The sequence below is a fragment of the Pedobacter gandavensis genome (assembly GCF_032678745.1).
Classification (GTDB): domain Bacteria; phylum Bacteroidota; class Bacteroidia; order Sphingobacteriales; family Sphingobacteriaceae; genus Pedobacter; species Pedobacter gandavensis_C.
Genome location: NZ_JAVTST010000007.1, coordinates 170037 through 184497 on the forward strand (window position 1 = coordinate 170037; position 14461 = coordinate 184497).

Consider the following 14461-nt stretch of genomic DNA (forward strand, 5'->3'; position numbering starts at 1 on the left):
AATTCAAAAAAAGACCATAGTATACCCAACATAAAATGGGCAAATATTACTCAATTTGATGATTTTACAGCCTATTTAACTACGCTATAGTATTTATAAAATGTTTTCTAATCCCATATTAAATAGAGGTGCCCTCACACCAAATTAGCTATCAGACTGAATATCAACCAAAAGTAAGCAAATTCTTGACTTTTCTTGAAAAAAAATAATTGTAACTTTTTAACGACTTACTTTTTCAAATTTGCTAAATTCCCATACATTTTTAGCAGATTTCAGGTATTCTACCTTATAGCTCTCATTTGGGGGTAAAGTGAAGTGAAAAACCAGGGTGGTTTCATTAGGATCTTTGGGTAAAAAGCCGGGAAGTAGGGTATCGGCAACCATTTGTATATGACTTTCAGGGTAATTCATGCACAAATCTAAGGATAGAAATTTGTATAGTTATTCATTATCAATAAAAAATATCTTATGCCCAAGCACAGGAAAACCCAGATTTAAGAAACCCAATCTCTCGGGGCTTCATAAAGCTGGGTTAATCTGAGAATTTAACCTTTAATTTGTTTTACTAATTATTGTTTGTCACTTTAAATTCAGTCCGTCTGTTTAATGCCCTTCCTGCTGGGTTATCTTTCCCATTTTGTAGTTTATTTGGAGCAATAGGGACACTCATACCATACCCTTTACTTGTCATACGATTGGCATCAATCCCTTTACTGACCAGGTAATCCACACAGGATTTAGCCCTTCGATTACTAAGATCAAGATTGTATTCAGCAGTTCCCTTACTATCTGTATGGGCGCCCAATTCGATTTCGATCGATGGATTGTCCACCATGATATGGTACAAGACATCCATTTTCACTTTAGAGTCTTCTGTCAGGTCAGCTTTATCAAATTCATAAAGCACATCCTTTAAAACAATCGGCCCTGGGCCAATCGGCACAAGGCAGACTTCTTCAGTGATCAAGGTATCTTTTTGAGCAAGTTGGTCATAGGTATAAGACAGCTTCTTTGTAAAGTATTTCGCTTTCTCTGCACTAATATGGAGCTGGCGATTGGAATTCAGTTTAAAGCTATACTTTCCATCCGCAGCAGTAGTATACTTAAACTGCTGCAAGGAATCCGACACCGTTACCACCGCATTTTCCAATGGTTTTCCGGTTTTACAATCGAAGACCTGCCCTCTTACATGGAGGAATTCCCTTTTTAGCTGAAAGATCTCCAGGCAGCATAAAGACTCCCTATCCGAGCTGATATAACCGGTTATATCTTCCTCATCTGTTGGTGTAAAATAAAGGTCGTCTTTTGAGGAATTGAAAGGATAACCAAGATTACGCGGGTCCGACCAGCTGTCGAAATCTCCTTCACTTTCATAGAAGTCAAATCCACCGAGTCCTACTTTCCCATTACTACTGAACAGCAATTTTTTCGTTTTAACATTGTAATATGGGGCTTCTTCATCACCTGCTGTATTAATGACATTGCCCATATTGATGGCCTGACCAAGAGAGCCGTCCTGACGAATGGCGCAATACCATAAATCATATTTCCCGAATCCCCCTGGACGATCCGAAGAAAAGAGCAGGTATTTTCCATTTCTACTTACAAAAGGCTGCATGGCATTGAATCCATTAACGTTCACATTTCCACCAAGCTCTACCGGATCAGCCCAATCAGGGTTACCGGAAGGATTGCGACTACTCTGGTAGATTTTCCTCGTATCCCGAGCGCTCCAAACAGTCATATACATCGCTTTTCCATTTGGAAGAAATGCCGCTGCGGCCATTTCTTTCCCTTTCATGCTGATAGGTATTTTGCTGATGCTGATCTTTTCCTTTAATGGATTCCCTATCGCTTCATAAATGGTATTGACATAAGGGCTTTGCTTCCTCGTTACCCTTGCATTACTTTTATCATCGGATAAGATCACATTTTTCCCTTCGCTGCCAATTGGTCTGGAAGAGGTGAAATATAAAGTACTAGCCCTCATTAAAGGTGCATAATTGGAGCCTGCCTGATTGATATCGTTGTTCAACCGGGTTAGGGAATACAACCTTGGATGTCGAACTTCATATAAAGCAAACTCACAGGAAGCGATCCCTGTTTTCGCCCTTTCCAGGTATTCATCATTTCCTTTATATTTCTTTTGAAAAGCTTTAAAAGCGGCAATTGCTTCTTCATAATTCTGGTTGGCCCTTAAGGTCACTCCGTACCAGAAACCAGCCAGGTTATATTTAGGGCTACTGAAAGAACTGGCAATGGCATACCATTTTTCAGCATCTCTATAATTTTTATATTGCCTTAAAGATTCCGCCAGTTGATACACAGAATATTCGTAATCTTCTTTTTTCGGGCTTTCCTGCTTGATTTTACTTTCAAAGCCATAGGGCACTATAAATCCGGCGGTATCAGAAGAAATTTGCAGCGCTTTTTTATAATATTCTGCAGCCGCATAATATTCTTTATTTTGAAAATAAACATCTGCAGCCCTTTTACTATTGGTTACAAACTGAGCAGAAGCAATACTGCCAAGCAGCATAAATACGAGTAATAATCTAAGTTTCATGATACGTAGGGGTTATAATCTTGGACAAAAGAAGTTAGGACCAACAATTCCTTTTCTCCTGGTAAAGGAGACCGACAGTTCCAATCCTCCCTGACTTCGGGTGGCTTTGTTAAGGTTTGAGGTATTGAAATCATAACTCAGTCCAAATACCATATTTTTAATATTCAGGCCGAAGAAAGCGATTGCTGCATCGTCTACCCTATAGTTTGTACCAAACATCAGGTCGGCCTCTGTGTTCAGCATCACCTTGGCATAAGCACCAACAGAAGTTTCTCGGGCAGTTCCTTGTTTCATGTATAAAGCATTCGGTGTGATGTCCAACATATCGGTTACCCTTAGCCTTGCACCGCCATGCACTGCATACCGGATTGGCATCTTGACATCTGCTCCCAGAAACTTATCGACAGGTCTGGTGATGTGGGCCGCCATAGCTCCACCAAATACGTTGACCCTTTGGTCTGGATTTCCATCAAAATACATCAGCCCAACATTCACATCCGGAACTAGGGAGTTGGTAGCAGCATAATTTTCATTGATTCCAAAACTGGGATCATAACCCGTTACCGGATTAAACTGACTTCCGAGTGTAATCTTGGAGGCATCAAAACTTTTGTTCAGCACCCCTGCCTGTACACCAAAGTTGATCATATTCAATCCGGTTTGTCCGAAGTGAATACGGTAAGCGGCCGAAACCAGGGCAGACAGGTTGTTGTAACCTATGTCTCCGGCATTCTGGTTTAACACCATCGCCCCAAAGGCAAGATTTTTAACGGGGGCCATATCAAATGACGCGCCCCCGGTTAAAAACGAATTAGAAATCGACCCCCATTGTTGCTTTGCATTAATAGACACTCTATAATCTCCATCAGTTACCCCCGTTAAGGCAGGGTTTAGCCATAACGGATGAGCATAATATTGTGAGAAGTGAGGATCTATCTGTGCGATAACCCTTTCCGCTCCTAAATTTAAAAACGCGCTTACTATAATAATTCTAATTAGGTTCTTCATAACAAATGTGCTTTAAATTATCTCAATAGGGTTATTGTTCCTTTTTTAGTTGTTTTCGTACCGTCGTTCATGTCGGCTTCAAATTGGTAAACATAGACTCCATTTGGCTGTAACTCGCCTTTGTGAGTTCCATCCCATCCGTTCTGAATGTTATTGGACTCGAAAAGGAATTGACCCCATTGGTTATAAACGCGCAGTCTCATTTTTGCAATCGTATTTCCGTACACATAAAACACATCATTTTTACCATCATTATTTGGCGTGAAGGTATTTGGGATAAACACCTGGTTACCGATCGGATTCTCCGATTTAGAGTTTAGCGAAGCAGCATCACTTAGCTGACAAGCCAGTTGACCGACAGCTCTCACTCTGATCGTAACTTGTTGATCTGGTTTTAAGTTATCAATGATATGAGTGGTACCTGTTAACCCTGAACTTGGCGTTAACCAGGTATTACCATCACCAGACACTTCATAAGCCCTTGCGCCTGTTACCGCCTGCCAGCTAAAAGTGACACTTGTAGCAGTAGCAGATTGTACTGAAACCACAGGAGCGCTTAGTTTAGGCAAGATCGTGACGATTACTGCTGTACGGCTGCTACTCACACATCCGGTAAGCGTATTGACACTAGCCACATAATAAGTAGTGCTGGCGGCTAATGCAGGCGTGGTAAACGTAGTCCCTTCGGTTAATGCTGTACCACCGGTTTCTACACTGTACCAACGGTAGGTTAATGCAGGATCTGGATTGTTGACGGTCAGCACACTGGTGTTTCCGGCACAGAAAGGATCTGTTGCCCCAGACACCGATGATGGCGCCGTTGGTAGCGTCACTACGGTTACATTTACCGCTGTGCGGCTGTCACTTGCACAAGTAGCTGTAGCTGCTTCTGCATAGAAAATATTGGTACCCGTGATTGGACCTGTGGTAAAATTAACTCCTGATCCTAATGCAGTTCCGCCAGTAGCGCTACTGTACCAATTGTAAGTAATTCCGTTTACCGGATTGGCAATAGACAATACTGCAGTACTTCCTGAACAGGCATTTACTGCTGCAGATACTACGGAAGGTACATCAGGTTTTATATTTACAGTGACAGTCACTTTCACTCTTCCAGCTGCCAGACCACATCCTGAAGCATTAGTGGCCAGTAAGTAGAAATCTTTGGTTCCCATCAATGCACCTGTTGGTAAAGTCGAACCGCTACCCAACAAGGTACCTCCTGTTGCAGCATCATACCATTGATAGGTAGTTCCAGTTCTTGGCACTTGTACACTTAGCGTAGTGGCCTCACCAGCACATAATCCAATACTGGCTCCATTTACAATCACCGGTACCTCTGGTAATGCGTCGACAGTTACCGTCACCATTTTGCCTGTTCCAGGCAGATTTTCACATTTATTAGCTCCTTTTACCGTTACATAATAAATGGTGGTAGCAGTAAACACTTTTTCTAAAACTGGTCCGGTAAACACAGCATTTGTTAATGCAGCGTCGGTGTACCAGGTAAATACCGGACTGGTGATGGTGGTATTGGCAGCAGTTAATCTAACGGTAGCGCCTTCACAAACCGGATTTTCTGCACCTGATACGATCAGGTCGGCAGCTGTTGCTGGTGGGTTAACGATCAGGGTTACAATTTTGGCATCCCCCATTAGATTCTGACATCTGTTTGCACCAGATACGGTTACATAATAAGTGGTGGTAGTGCTAACAACCGGTTCGAATACCGGACCATTTGAAGCAACTATCGTAAGCGCTGCATCACTGTACCAGGTAAATATCGGACTATCTACCTTGTCGCTGCTGGCCGTTAATAATGCTTTAGTCCCATTACAGAACGGAGCGTTGTTGCCAGCAATATTGATGTCGGCAGAGGTAGCTGTTGGGTTCACCACAATAGTGACTACTTTAGCCCCTCCTTTTACATTTTCACATTTATTAGTACCACGTACCGTTACGTAATAAGTAGTGGTAGCATTCAATACTGGTTCAAATAATACACCACTGAAGGCTACATCCGTCAGGTCTACATCGTTGTACCAGGTAAACACCGGATTATCTACAGTAGTACTGCTCGCTGTAAGGCTTGCTTTTGCACCTTTACAGTAACTAGCATTGTTACCGGCAATATTAATGTCTGCGGCTGTTGCAGGTGTGTTTACCACAATTGAAACGATTTTAGCATTTGCCGCATCATTGACACACTTGTTATCACCACTTACAGTAACATAGAAATTAGTACTTTGGGTAACGATTGGTTCATAAACCGCAGCTCTCGACACTTCCTGAGTTAATGCCGCATCACTGTACCAGATAAATTTAGGATTAACTACACTAATGGCCGTAGCTGTTAGCGTTGCTTTTGAGCCTGCACAGAAAGGAGTTCCATTTCCACTTACGGCAATATCCGCAGCAGTGGCAGGGGTATTTACAGTAATCGCTACTGCTTTACCATCGCCAGGAAGATTTGGACATTTATTATCTCCACTCACACTCACATAGAAAGTGGTGCTTACAGTTACAGTTGGCTCATACAATGGTCCTCTGAATATTTCAGTGCTTAGTGAGGCATCACTGTACCATACAAATGTAGGATTGACCACCGTGGTACTGCTCGCTCTTAAGCTGGCTTTCGTTCCTGCGCAGAATAAAGCATCGGCACCGGTTACAACAATGTCGCTGGCCGTTGCAGGAGGATTAACCACAATGCTGACCACTTTTGCATTTGCTGCACTTCCCAGACAAAGGTTATCACCAAATACGGTTACATAGAAAGTGGTATTGGCAGTAATAATTGGCTCGTATAATGCAGTCGTGGCAACCTGTTGTGTTAAAGCAGCATCAGTATACCAGGCAAATTGAGGGTTGATCACCAAATCGCTCGAGGCAGTTAGGGTAGCTTTAGTATTCTTACAGAAAGCAAGGTCGGCACCTGTTACCTTAATATCTGCAGGTGTTGAAGAAGGGTTTACCGTGATGGTAATCTTTGTTCTCGCAAACGTGCTGACACAAGAGTTTGCATTGACTGCTTCCACAAATAAATCATGGCTGCCAATGCTAAGATTTGCACCAGTGGTATAAGAACTGGTATTTGCTGCAAGTAGATTCCCTCCGGTTAAAGCATCGTACCAGTTATAGGTTACTCCTGCTACCGCAGTTACGCCTAATGTAACCGGTACATTTGGACAGGTGGTTTTAGGATTTCCTGCTAGCGCTACCGGTGCATCCGGCGCAGGAAGTATGTTTACAGTTACTTTAGTTTTAGCGCTTTCACAATTGTTACGTGTAGCAGTTACATAGTAATCATAGCTGGCCACTACAAGGTTATTTTCTGTCGTAAAAGTAGCACCGGTTCCAACTGAAGTAGTTCCCGTTCCTTTGTACCATTTATAAGTGAAGGCCAGGTCAGGGTTCTGTATGCTTAACACAGCTCCTGTACCCACACAGGCAGAAACAGTAGCATTGGCCACTTTTGGCGCAATTTGTACGCGTTGTACATAGTTCAAGTCTACTGAACTCAATACCGCTGCCAAACCAGATCTCAACCTCAACTCTACTCCATCAAATTGTTTTTGAGGGACAAAGGAAATGATTCGGTCTCCATCGTCGCTTAACACATCAAGGGTGATTAAAGGATTGCTCGCTGTAATCATATCATTGTTGCTCACCAGGTTGTTGTAGGTGGTCAATTCGATAGCTGAAAGTACTGCAAGATTGAGGAGTTTACCAGGTGAAGTGAGGCGAATACGAACAGTATCTCCGATTGAAGACAAGGTCGTAAATCCAACCGTTTGATAAACAGAGGCGCCTAAAGCACCTACCGGCATCACCAATGAAGAAGCACTATTTGCATCAGCATCTACTGCTCTTTCCGGGTTAAATACCCCTGTCAGGATAGCCGCACCATCTACTCCTGATCTCAGTTGAACAGAGGCAAGTTCGCAAGGACCATCAATCGGTATTCCTGCAGGTAAAACAGTTACATCTACTTTAGTAGCTGAAGAAACACATCCCCCAGGAACTGAAGCTGTTACATAATAGCTAACCAGCAGGTTCGTTGCTCCGTTATTGATTAAAGGACTAGTTTGGAAAAGGGCGGCATTAGACACCGGATTTGTTAAAGCGGCATCATCATACCAGATAAAATCTGCTCCTGAAGTACTTGAAGTTGCATTCAACACAGCTGGAGTACCGGAAGCGACCGTCAATGATGCTGGAATAACAATTGGATTATCTAAAGTACCTAAGGTGATTGTTGCCGGAGTTTTTGCTGCTGATACGGTACCGCAGGCAGTTAATGAGGCTTCTACAGAATAAGTTGCAGGAGCCATTACATTAGGAACGGTCAGGGTGACGCCATCTCTACCAGCTAAATAAGCACCATTGTTGTCGTACCATCTGTAAGTCACTCCAACAATCGGATCTTTTACAGTGAGTACCACATTATTTCCAGGACAAGTGTTGATGTTATTTGCCAATAAGGTTGGGTTCGCAGGAATCGGAGTTACTGTTACCGAAACTTTAGTTTTATAACTTGAACAGGTGGCGGTATTTGCCGACACATAGAATATCGTATTGGCATTAACCGTTGGACTATAACTGGTTCCTGTTGCAAGTTCTACTCCCCCTGTTGCATCGTACCATTTATAAGTGATTGCAGGATTAGGGCTCTGAACAGTTAAGGTGACTGCCTGACTTGCGCAAGCGGTTGGATTCGGAACCACTAATGTTGGTGCCAATACAATTCTTTGTGCGTAGTTAAGATTAAGGCTAGACAGTACACCGGCAAGACCTGCATTTAAGCGAATTTCCACCTGATCGAAAGTACTGGATGGCACAAAAGTAAGCAAGGCTTGTGTATCGCCACTTAACAATTGCAGGTTTACCAGGTTGTTGTTGATAGAAACCGCGTCATTGTTATTTGTCGCACCGTTATAGGTTCCAATTTGAACATCTGACAATAAACCAAGAGAAAGTAATCTTCCTGGGGTATTCAATAATACTTTAACGGTATCGCCAATACTGGACACACTGCCAAAGCTCAGACGTTGATAAACTGAGGCTCCCAAAGCACCTACCGGCATCACAAGTGAAGATCCTGTTTGGGTATCATTATCGAATGCCAGTCCAGGATTAAACACATCTGCCAGTAAAGCTACCCCAGTAACGCCATGTGTTTCCGCCACTGCGGCCTCACATGGCACTGGATTTGGATTCCCCCCGTTATTAACATTGATAGTAACCTGCACACGGCTGGAAGACACACAACCAGTTAGGTTTGATTTTGCTTCCACATAGTAAGTGGTATTTACTAATAGTGGAGGTGTTACATAAGTTGGACCGGTATAAATTGCAGTGGTTGCATTGGCGGTATTGTACCAGTTGTAAGTGACATCAGCAGCTACCGGATTAACATTTAAGATAACGGTTTGTCCAGCATTTACCGTAGTTGCAGAAGCTTGCACCTGTGGCAAACTCACTATTGGGTTAACCGTTACCGGTACCGCCGTACGGCTGGAACCGCCACACCCTGGGCTGATCGCTTCTACATAATAAACGGTATTGGCAAGTAAAGCTGGAGTTACAAATGTTGAACCCGTGAATACTGAAGTCCCTCCAGCAGAAGTAGTATACCAGTTGTAGTTTAAGCCAACTACTGCATTATTTACTGATAAGCTAGCTGTGCTGCCATAACATACCGGCAATACAGTAGCCAATACTGGTGCTGTTGGTGCAGGAGTTACAGTTACTGTAACTGGTACACGTTCAACATTGGCACAAGTTCCTTTACTCACTTCAATATAATAGATAGTGGTTGCATTTAAAATCGGCGTAGTAAACGTTGGGCCTGTTGCTAGTACAGTTCCACTGTTTGCAGTAGCATACCATTTTAAGGTAGTTCCTCCGTTTGCTGTAGCGCTCAATGTAGTCGTGCTGCCAGCGCAGGTCGTTTGTCCTGTAGCGGCTACTGTTGGATTTGGATAAATCACGGTAGCACCATAAATATTAACTGTACTTAATGCCGATACCAACGCGCCAAAACGAATTTCTACACGGTCATAAGTACCTCCAGTAGCAAATGTAGCCAGGAGTCTGGATGGGTTTAACAGATCCAGGTTGATTAAAGGAGAGTTTAAAGGGTATGTACTTACTTGTGTAGTTCCATTAAAAACGGTTACTGTAGCAGCACTTAGGACACCTACATCAGCTAATCCAACAGGGAAACCAAGATCCAGTCGAACGCTGTCGGTACCAGTACCCGGATTCGCAAAGATTAAGCGTTGGTAACCCGTTGCGCCTACGCCAACTGTTAGATGAATACTGGTAAAGGTAGCAGGATCTGCATCAGTAGATGCTCCTGCATCAGTAACTCCACACGCTAAACATATGCCATCAATTGCAGTCTGTTGACCTGTTGCCGCATTACAGTTGGCATTGATTGGCAAGCCGGTTACCGTTACAGTTACCGGAACTCTACTGGTACTCACACAACCAGATGCGTTTCGAGTTTCAATATAATAGGTAGTCGGGGTATTTAAGATCGGTGTAGTAAAGCTGCCACCAGTAGCCAAGGCTGTACCTCCGGTTGAGTTACTGAACCAGCTAATGGTATTTCCTGCATCCGCAGTAGCTTGTATGGTTGCCGTTTGTCCGGCACTGATGATTTGGTTGACGGTAACCACCGCTAACGTTGGTGCCGGGCGAACAGTCACCGTAACCGCAATACGGTCGCTAATTGCAGTTCCGGAAACCGCTTCTGCATAATAGGTAGTGGTGGTCGTTAATATTGGTGTGGTAAAAGTATTACCTGTAGCGATTGATATACTTCCTGTTGCTCCGTACCAGTTATAGGTTACATTAGGTAGTACATTGGATACAGTAAGTGTAGCTGTTGTACCTGCACAAATACTGGTAGAGGCGACTGCAGGTTGGCCTACTTTAACCTTAATCACAAAATCGGTAGTGGTGGTATTGTTGGCTGCGTCTTTTGCGGTTACCTGGAAAGTAAATGTTCCACCAATCCCCGGTATTCCCGACAAGGTATTTGTAGCCGGATCAAAGTTTAATCCCAATGGCACATTTGCTGCGGTATAGGTATAAGGACCCGTTCCACCAGTTACCGAAGGTAACGTTACTGTTGGGTAAACCGTGCCTACAGTTCCATCAGCTAAAGCTGCAGATGGTAATGACAAAGCACCAATAACTCTCAAAGAATAAGTATTCGTTGCAGTAGTCCCCACCTGATCAGTAGCAGTTACTAAAATGCTGTATAAACCAGATTGTGCCGGAGTACCCGAAATTACCCTTGTGATCGGATCAAAAATTAAATCTAAAGGCAGGTTGGCTGCCGAATAGGTATAAGGTGATGTTCCACCAGTAGCAGATGGAATGGTTTGAGGGGTATAGGCCACGCCTACATTCCCATCAGCAAGTGTAGCTGCTGGTAATACCAACGCAGGGCCAATCGTTAAAGGATAAGTATTTGTTGCCGTTTTACCTTCAGAATCTGTTACAGTGACTAATACAGAATACGGACCAGCAGTAGTAGGTATCCCAGTAACTTCACGTGTACTGATGTTAAAATCATGTCCAGGAGCAAGACCTGTTGCAGTATAAGTATAAGGTCCGGTTCCACCAGTTGCTTCAGGAATTTTTTGCGCAGGATAATTGATGCCCACAGTCCCATTAGCCAATGTAGCAGGAGGTAATACCAACAGATCTTTCACCACAATGCTATAGTTCTGACTGATTGAATTCCCATTGATATCAGTTACAGTTACTTTTACCGGATAAGTACCGGCCAACGTTGGCGTACCTGAAATGCCAGGGGTAGTATCATTGAATGTTAATCCAGGAGGCATGTTTGTAGCCACATAAGTATAAGGGCCTGTTCCCCCGGTAGCCACAGGAAGTGGCTGGTTTGTATAAACAACAGTAACAATTCCATTAGGAAGTGTAGCTGGAGCAAGTGCTAATGCCTCCGTTACCTTTAAGGTAAATGGGCTAAGTACAGTACATCCTTTGCTGTCTTTCGCCTGAATAGAGAAAGTATAATCTGTTGGGCTTGCTGTTGGTGTGCCAGAAATCACTCCTGTGGTAGACAGGCTCAAACCTGCAGGCAGGTTACTGCCCGGAGCAAGGGTATAAGTGAAAACTGGTGTTCCGCCAGTAGCCGCTGTAATTTGCTTTGAATAAGAGGATCCAACTGTTGCATTACTTAAGGTAGTAGCTGCAAATACAATTGCAGGATTCACATTTACAGGAACCAGCACACGGTCTGTATTAGCACAACCAGCTCTGCTTACTTCTATATAATAATTAGTACTTACAGTTAAGCCAGTTGGCGAATATGTATTTCCACTAGCCAGTGCTACTCCCCCAGATGAATTCGCATACCAGCTGAGCGTAGTACCGGCAGCAGGTGTTGCAGACAAGACTGTCCCCGTTCCGGAACAAATGCTCAGTCCGGTAGTAGCAACAACCGGGTTTGGATAAATCACTTCTGCATTATATACATTCAGTGTACTGAGTGCCTGAACTACTCCTGACACCCTAAGCTCTACCCGATCATAGATTGCTCCTGCTGGAATCGTGGCACTGGCCACTCCGGCCTGAAGTAACCTCAGGTTGATCAGTCCAGAATTAAGTTGATAAGTACTCACTACATTATTGCCATTCATGACATTCGCAGTTACCCCTCCCAATACAGCAAGATCTGTTAATCCTCCAGGGATACCCAGAGTTAAACGGATGCTATCTGTGGCGACACCTGTGGCTGGGAAAATCAGGCGCTGATAAGCGGCAGCAGCTACATTAACCGTTACCCGAATAGAACTGAACGTCGTCAAATCGGCATCTACTGCTAAATTTGGACTACTTACCCCACATCCAATACATAATAACCCCTCTACACCGTTGGTTTGTGCATTTGCACTTTTACAGTTTAATGGAGGTACCCCACCTGTTACCGTCACCGTTACAGGTATGCGATTTACACTTGGACAGCCCCCAACACCTGATGTACCTGCAAAATAAGTAGTGGTTTCGGTTAGTACAGGTGTAGTAAAGCTATTTCCTGTAGCGATAGGTGCCCCACCATTTAAGGTTGTGTACCAATTTACGGTACTTCCTGCGGTAGATGCGATGGCATTTAGGGTTGCAGTTTGTCCGCTGGTAATAGTGACATTATTTGCGGAAACCTGTGCATCTGCAGGAATTTCATTTACAGTAATCGTTACTGAAGTGCGACTGGCACTGATACAGCTGCCACGAACACCTTCCACAAAATAAGTGGCATTCGCAGTTAAAGCACCAGTAGTAATTGTGCTACCTGTAAACACCGGAGCACCACCGCTAGAGGCAGAATACCAATTGTAAACCACGCCACTTTCTGCGTTGGTTACGGTAAAAACTCCTACTGATCCGGAACAAATTGGAGCAGCACTGGCAATAACAGGTATCGGAATTGCCGTAACGGTTACTATTGCGCTATCTACATCTGACTCTGGCAAACATCCCGTTTTTATAGCAGCCACGTAATAGGTATAAGTACCAGGAGCAATTCCAGTTTCGGAAAACGTTCCTCCGGTAGTTGTATTCAGTAAAATTCTTGAAGCACCGTCTTTACGGTACCATTTATAGTTAAAGCCGCTATTTGGACTAACGACACTTAAATTCACATTATTTCCACAGATCCCTAAAGCTCCTCCCGTAAGGCCGGCGAAGGCCGGCTTGGCCACTGTCATTTCTATCTCATGGATGTTTAAGCCTCCTGATACAATATTACCACCGACTGCAACCACATTACTCAGACTAACTGTGACGCGATCAAAAGCTGCACCTGGTGCAAAAAATACCGGGACAATTCTTGAATTCGAGAACAGACCAAGAAGATCCAGACCTCCCAGCAAAGAGCTGGCAGCTACCGGAGCCCCTATCGCCGTATTTCCGTTAAAAGCTTGAAACTTAATTTCATTAAATAAATTTACAGTCAATAGACTTGCCGGAACAGATAGCCAGACTTTAGCCACTGCAGTCGCGTCTGAGGGATCATTAAAGAAAATAGTTTGAGATACGGTACTTCCAAGCCCAGCTAATCCGGCCTGAATTTGGGAAGCTGTATTTAAATTATGATCGGCAGCAAACGAAGGATTTTTAACCAATGGAGTTAAACTCACGTTTACACCATTGTTTTCTCCAACACTGGCAGCGAAAGAAGAGCCACAATTTCCTATCCCCGATGTAGTAAAGGCCTCATAAACCTTCATACTGATCGTACCATTTAGATTAATGTCTAAAAGTTTTGCTTTTAAACTAAGTTTAATACGAATGGAATTATATGAAGCTGATGAAGTGACTGCAAAATAATTTATCCCTTGATCGTCCTGAACAATAGTAGCTGTTACCTGAGCAGGCGAAACTAAAGTTCCATTTCCAGCAGCTGATGCACCAGAATAAGCCTCTAATCTTACAATGTCTTTCTTGAACAAGCCCGTTAAATCGCCAACTATGCCTAATAAGCTGATGTTAACACCTGTAGTAGTAGGTGAATCAAAGCGGATATAAGTTGTTTTTCCAGCGGATACGGGTTGAGGAAATTTGACTTGCAACCAAGCTTCTCCCATGGTTCCTGCAACCAATAATGCACTAAAATTTGCAGTCATCGTTGCAAAAGTCTGATCGCCACCAGTTGCTGCAGCACCGGGGTTACTGACCGAGCCTCCACTTGGATCATCCTGGGGCTGCCCTACACCGAATAATCCAAAGTCGGTGGTCATCGCACCTGTTGATGGAGCTATTGTTGCATAATTTTTTGTTTGTGCATACGATTTGAAATTATTTAGCGTTATAAAGGCACAACTTATAAGAATAAAAATTATTACC

Annotated in this window: 4 protein-coding genes; all 4 read right to left on the bottom strand. The window is 43.5% G+C overall.

Translation table 11 applies throughout. The annotated features are described in order from the left end of the window. Positions 1 to 219: 219 nt before the first annotated feature. A complete protein-coding gene (locus tag R2S10_RS20110; protein WP_316842208.1) occupies positions 220 to 411 on the bottom strand; it encodes a hypothetical protein in 192 nt (63 codons plus the stop codon). Between the two features lie 154 nt (positions 412 to 565). After that, the gene (locus tag R2S10_RS20115; protein ID WP_316842209.1) at positions 566 to 2566 is read right to left on the bottom strand and encodes an OmpA family protein; all 2001 of its coding nucleotides are present in this window, start codon (positions 2564 to 2566) and stop codon (positions 566 to 568) included. Between the two features lie 12 nt (positions 2567 to 2578). Further along, positions 2579 to 3574 carry a PorP/SprF family type IX secretion system membrane protein gene (locus R2S10_RS20120; protein ID WP_316842210.1) on the bottom strand — a complete coding sequence of 332 codons (996 nt, stop codon included), beginning with the start codon at positions 3572 to 3574 and terminating at the stop codon, positions 2579 to 2581. Between the two features lie 17 nt (positions 3575 to 3591). After that, positions 3592 to 14355 (bottom strand): putative Ig domain-containing protein, encoded by a 10764-nt coding sequence (locus R2S10_RS20125; RefSeq protein ID WP_316842211.1) that lies wholly within the window; start codon positions 14353 to 14355, stop codon positions 3592 to 3594. Positions 14356 to 14461 lie beyond the last annotated feature (106 nt).

Bases quoted from the DNA above. Each gene is read 5' to 3' on its own strand.
- R2S10_RS20125 (WP_316842211.1), bottom strand. From the start codon at position 14,355: ATGACCACCGACTTTGGATTATTCGGTGTAGGGCAGCCCCAGGATGAT.
- R2S10_RS20110 (WP_316842208.1), bottom strand. From the start codon at position 411: ATGAATTACCCTGAAAGTCATATACAAATGGTTGCCGATACCCTACTT.
- R2S10_RS20120 (WP_316842210.1), bottom strand. From the start codon at position 3,574: ATGAAGAACCTAATTAGAATTATTATAGTAAGCGCGTTTTTAAATTTA.
- R2S10_RS20115 (WP_316842209.1), bottom strand. From the start codon at position 2,566: ATGAAACTTAGATTATTACTCGTATTTATGCTGCTTGGCAGTATTGCT.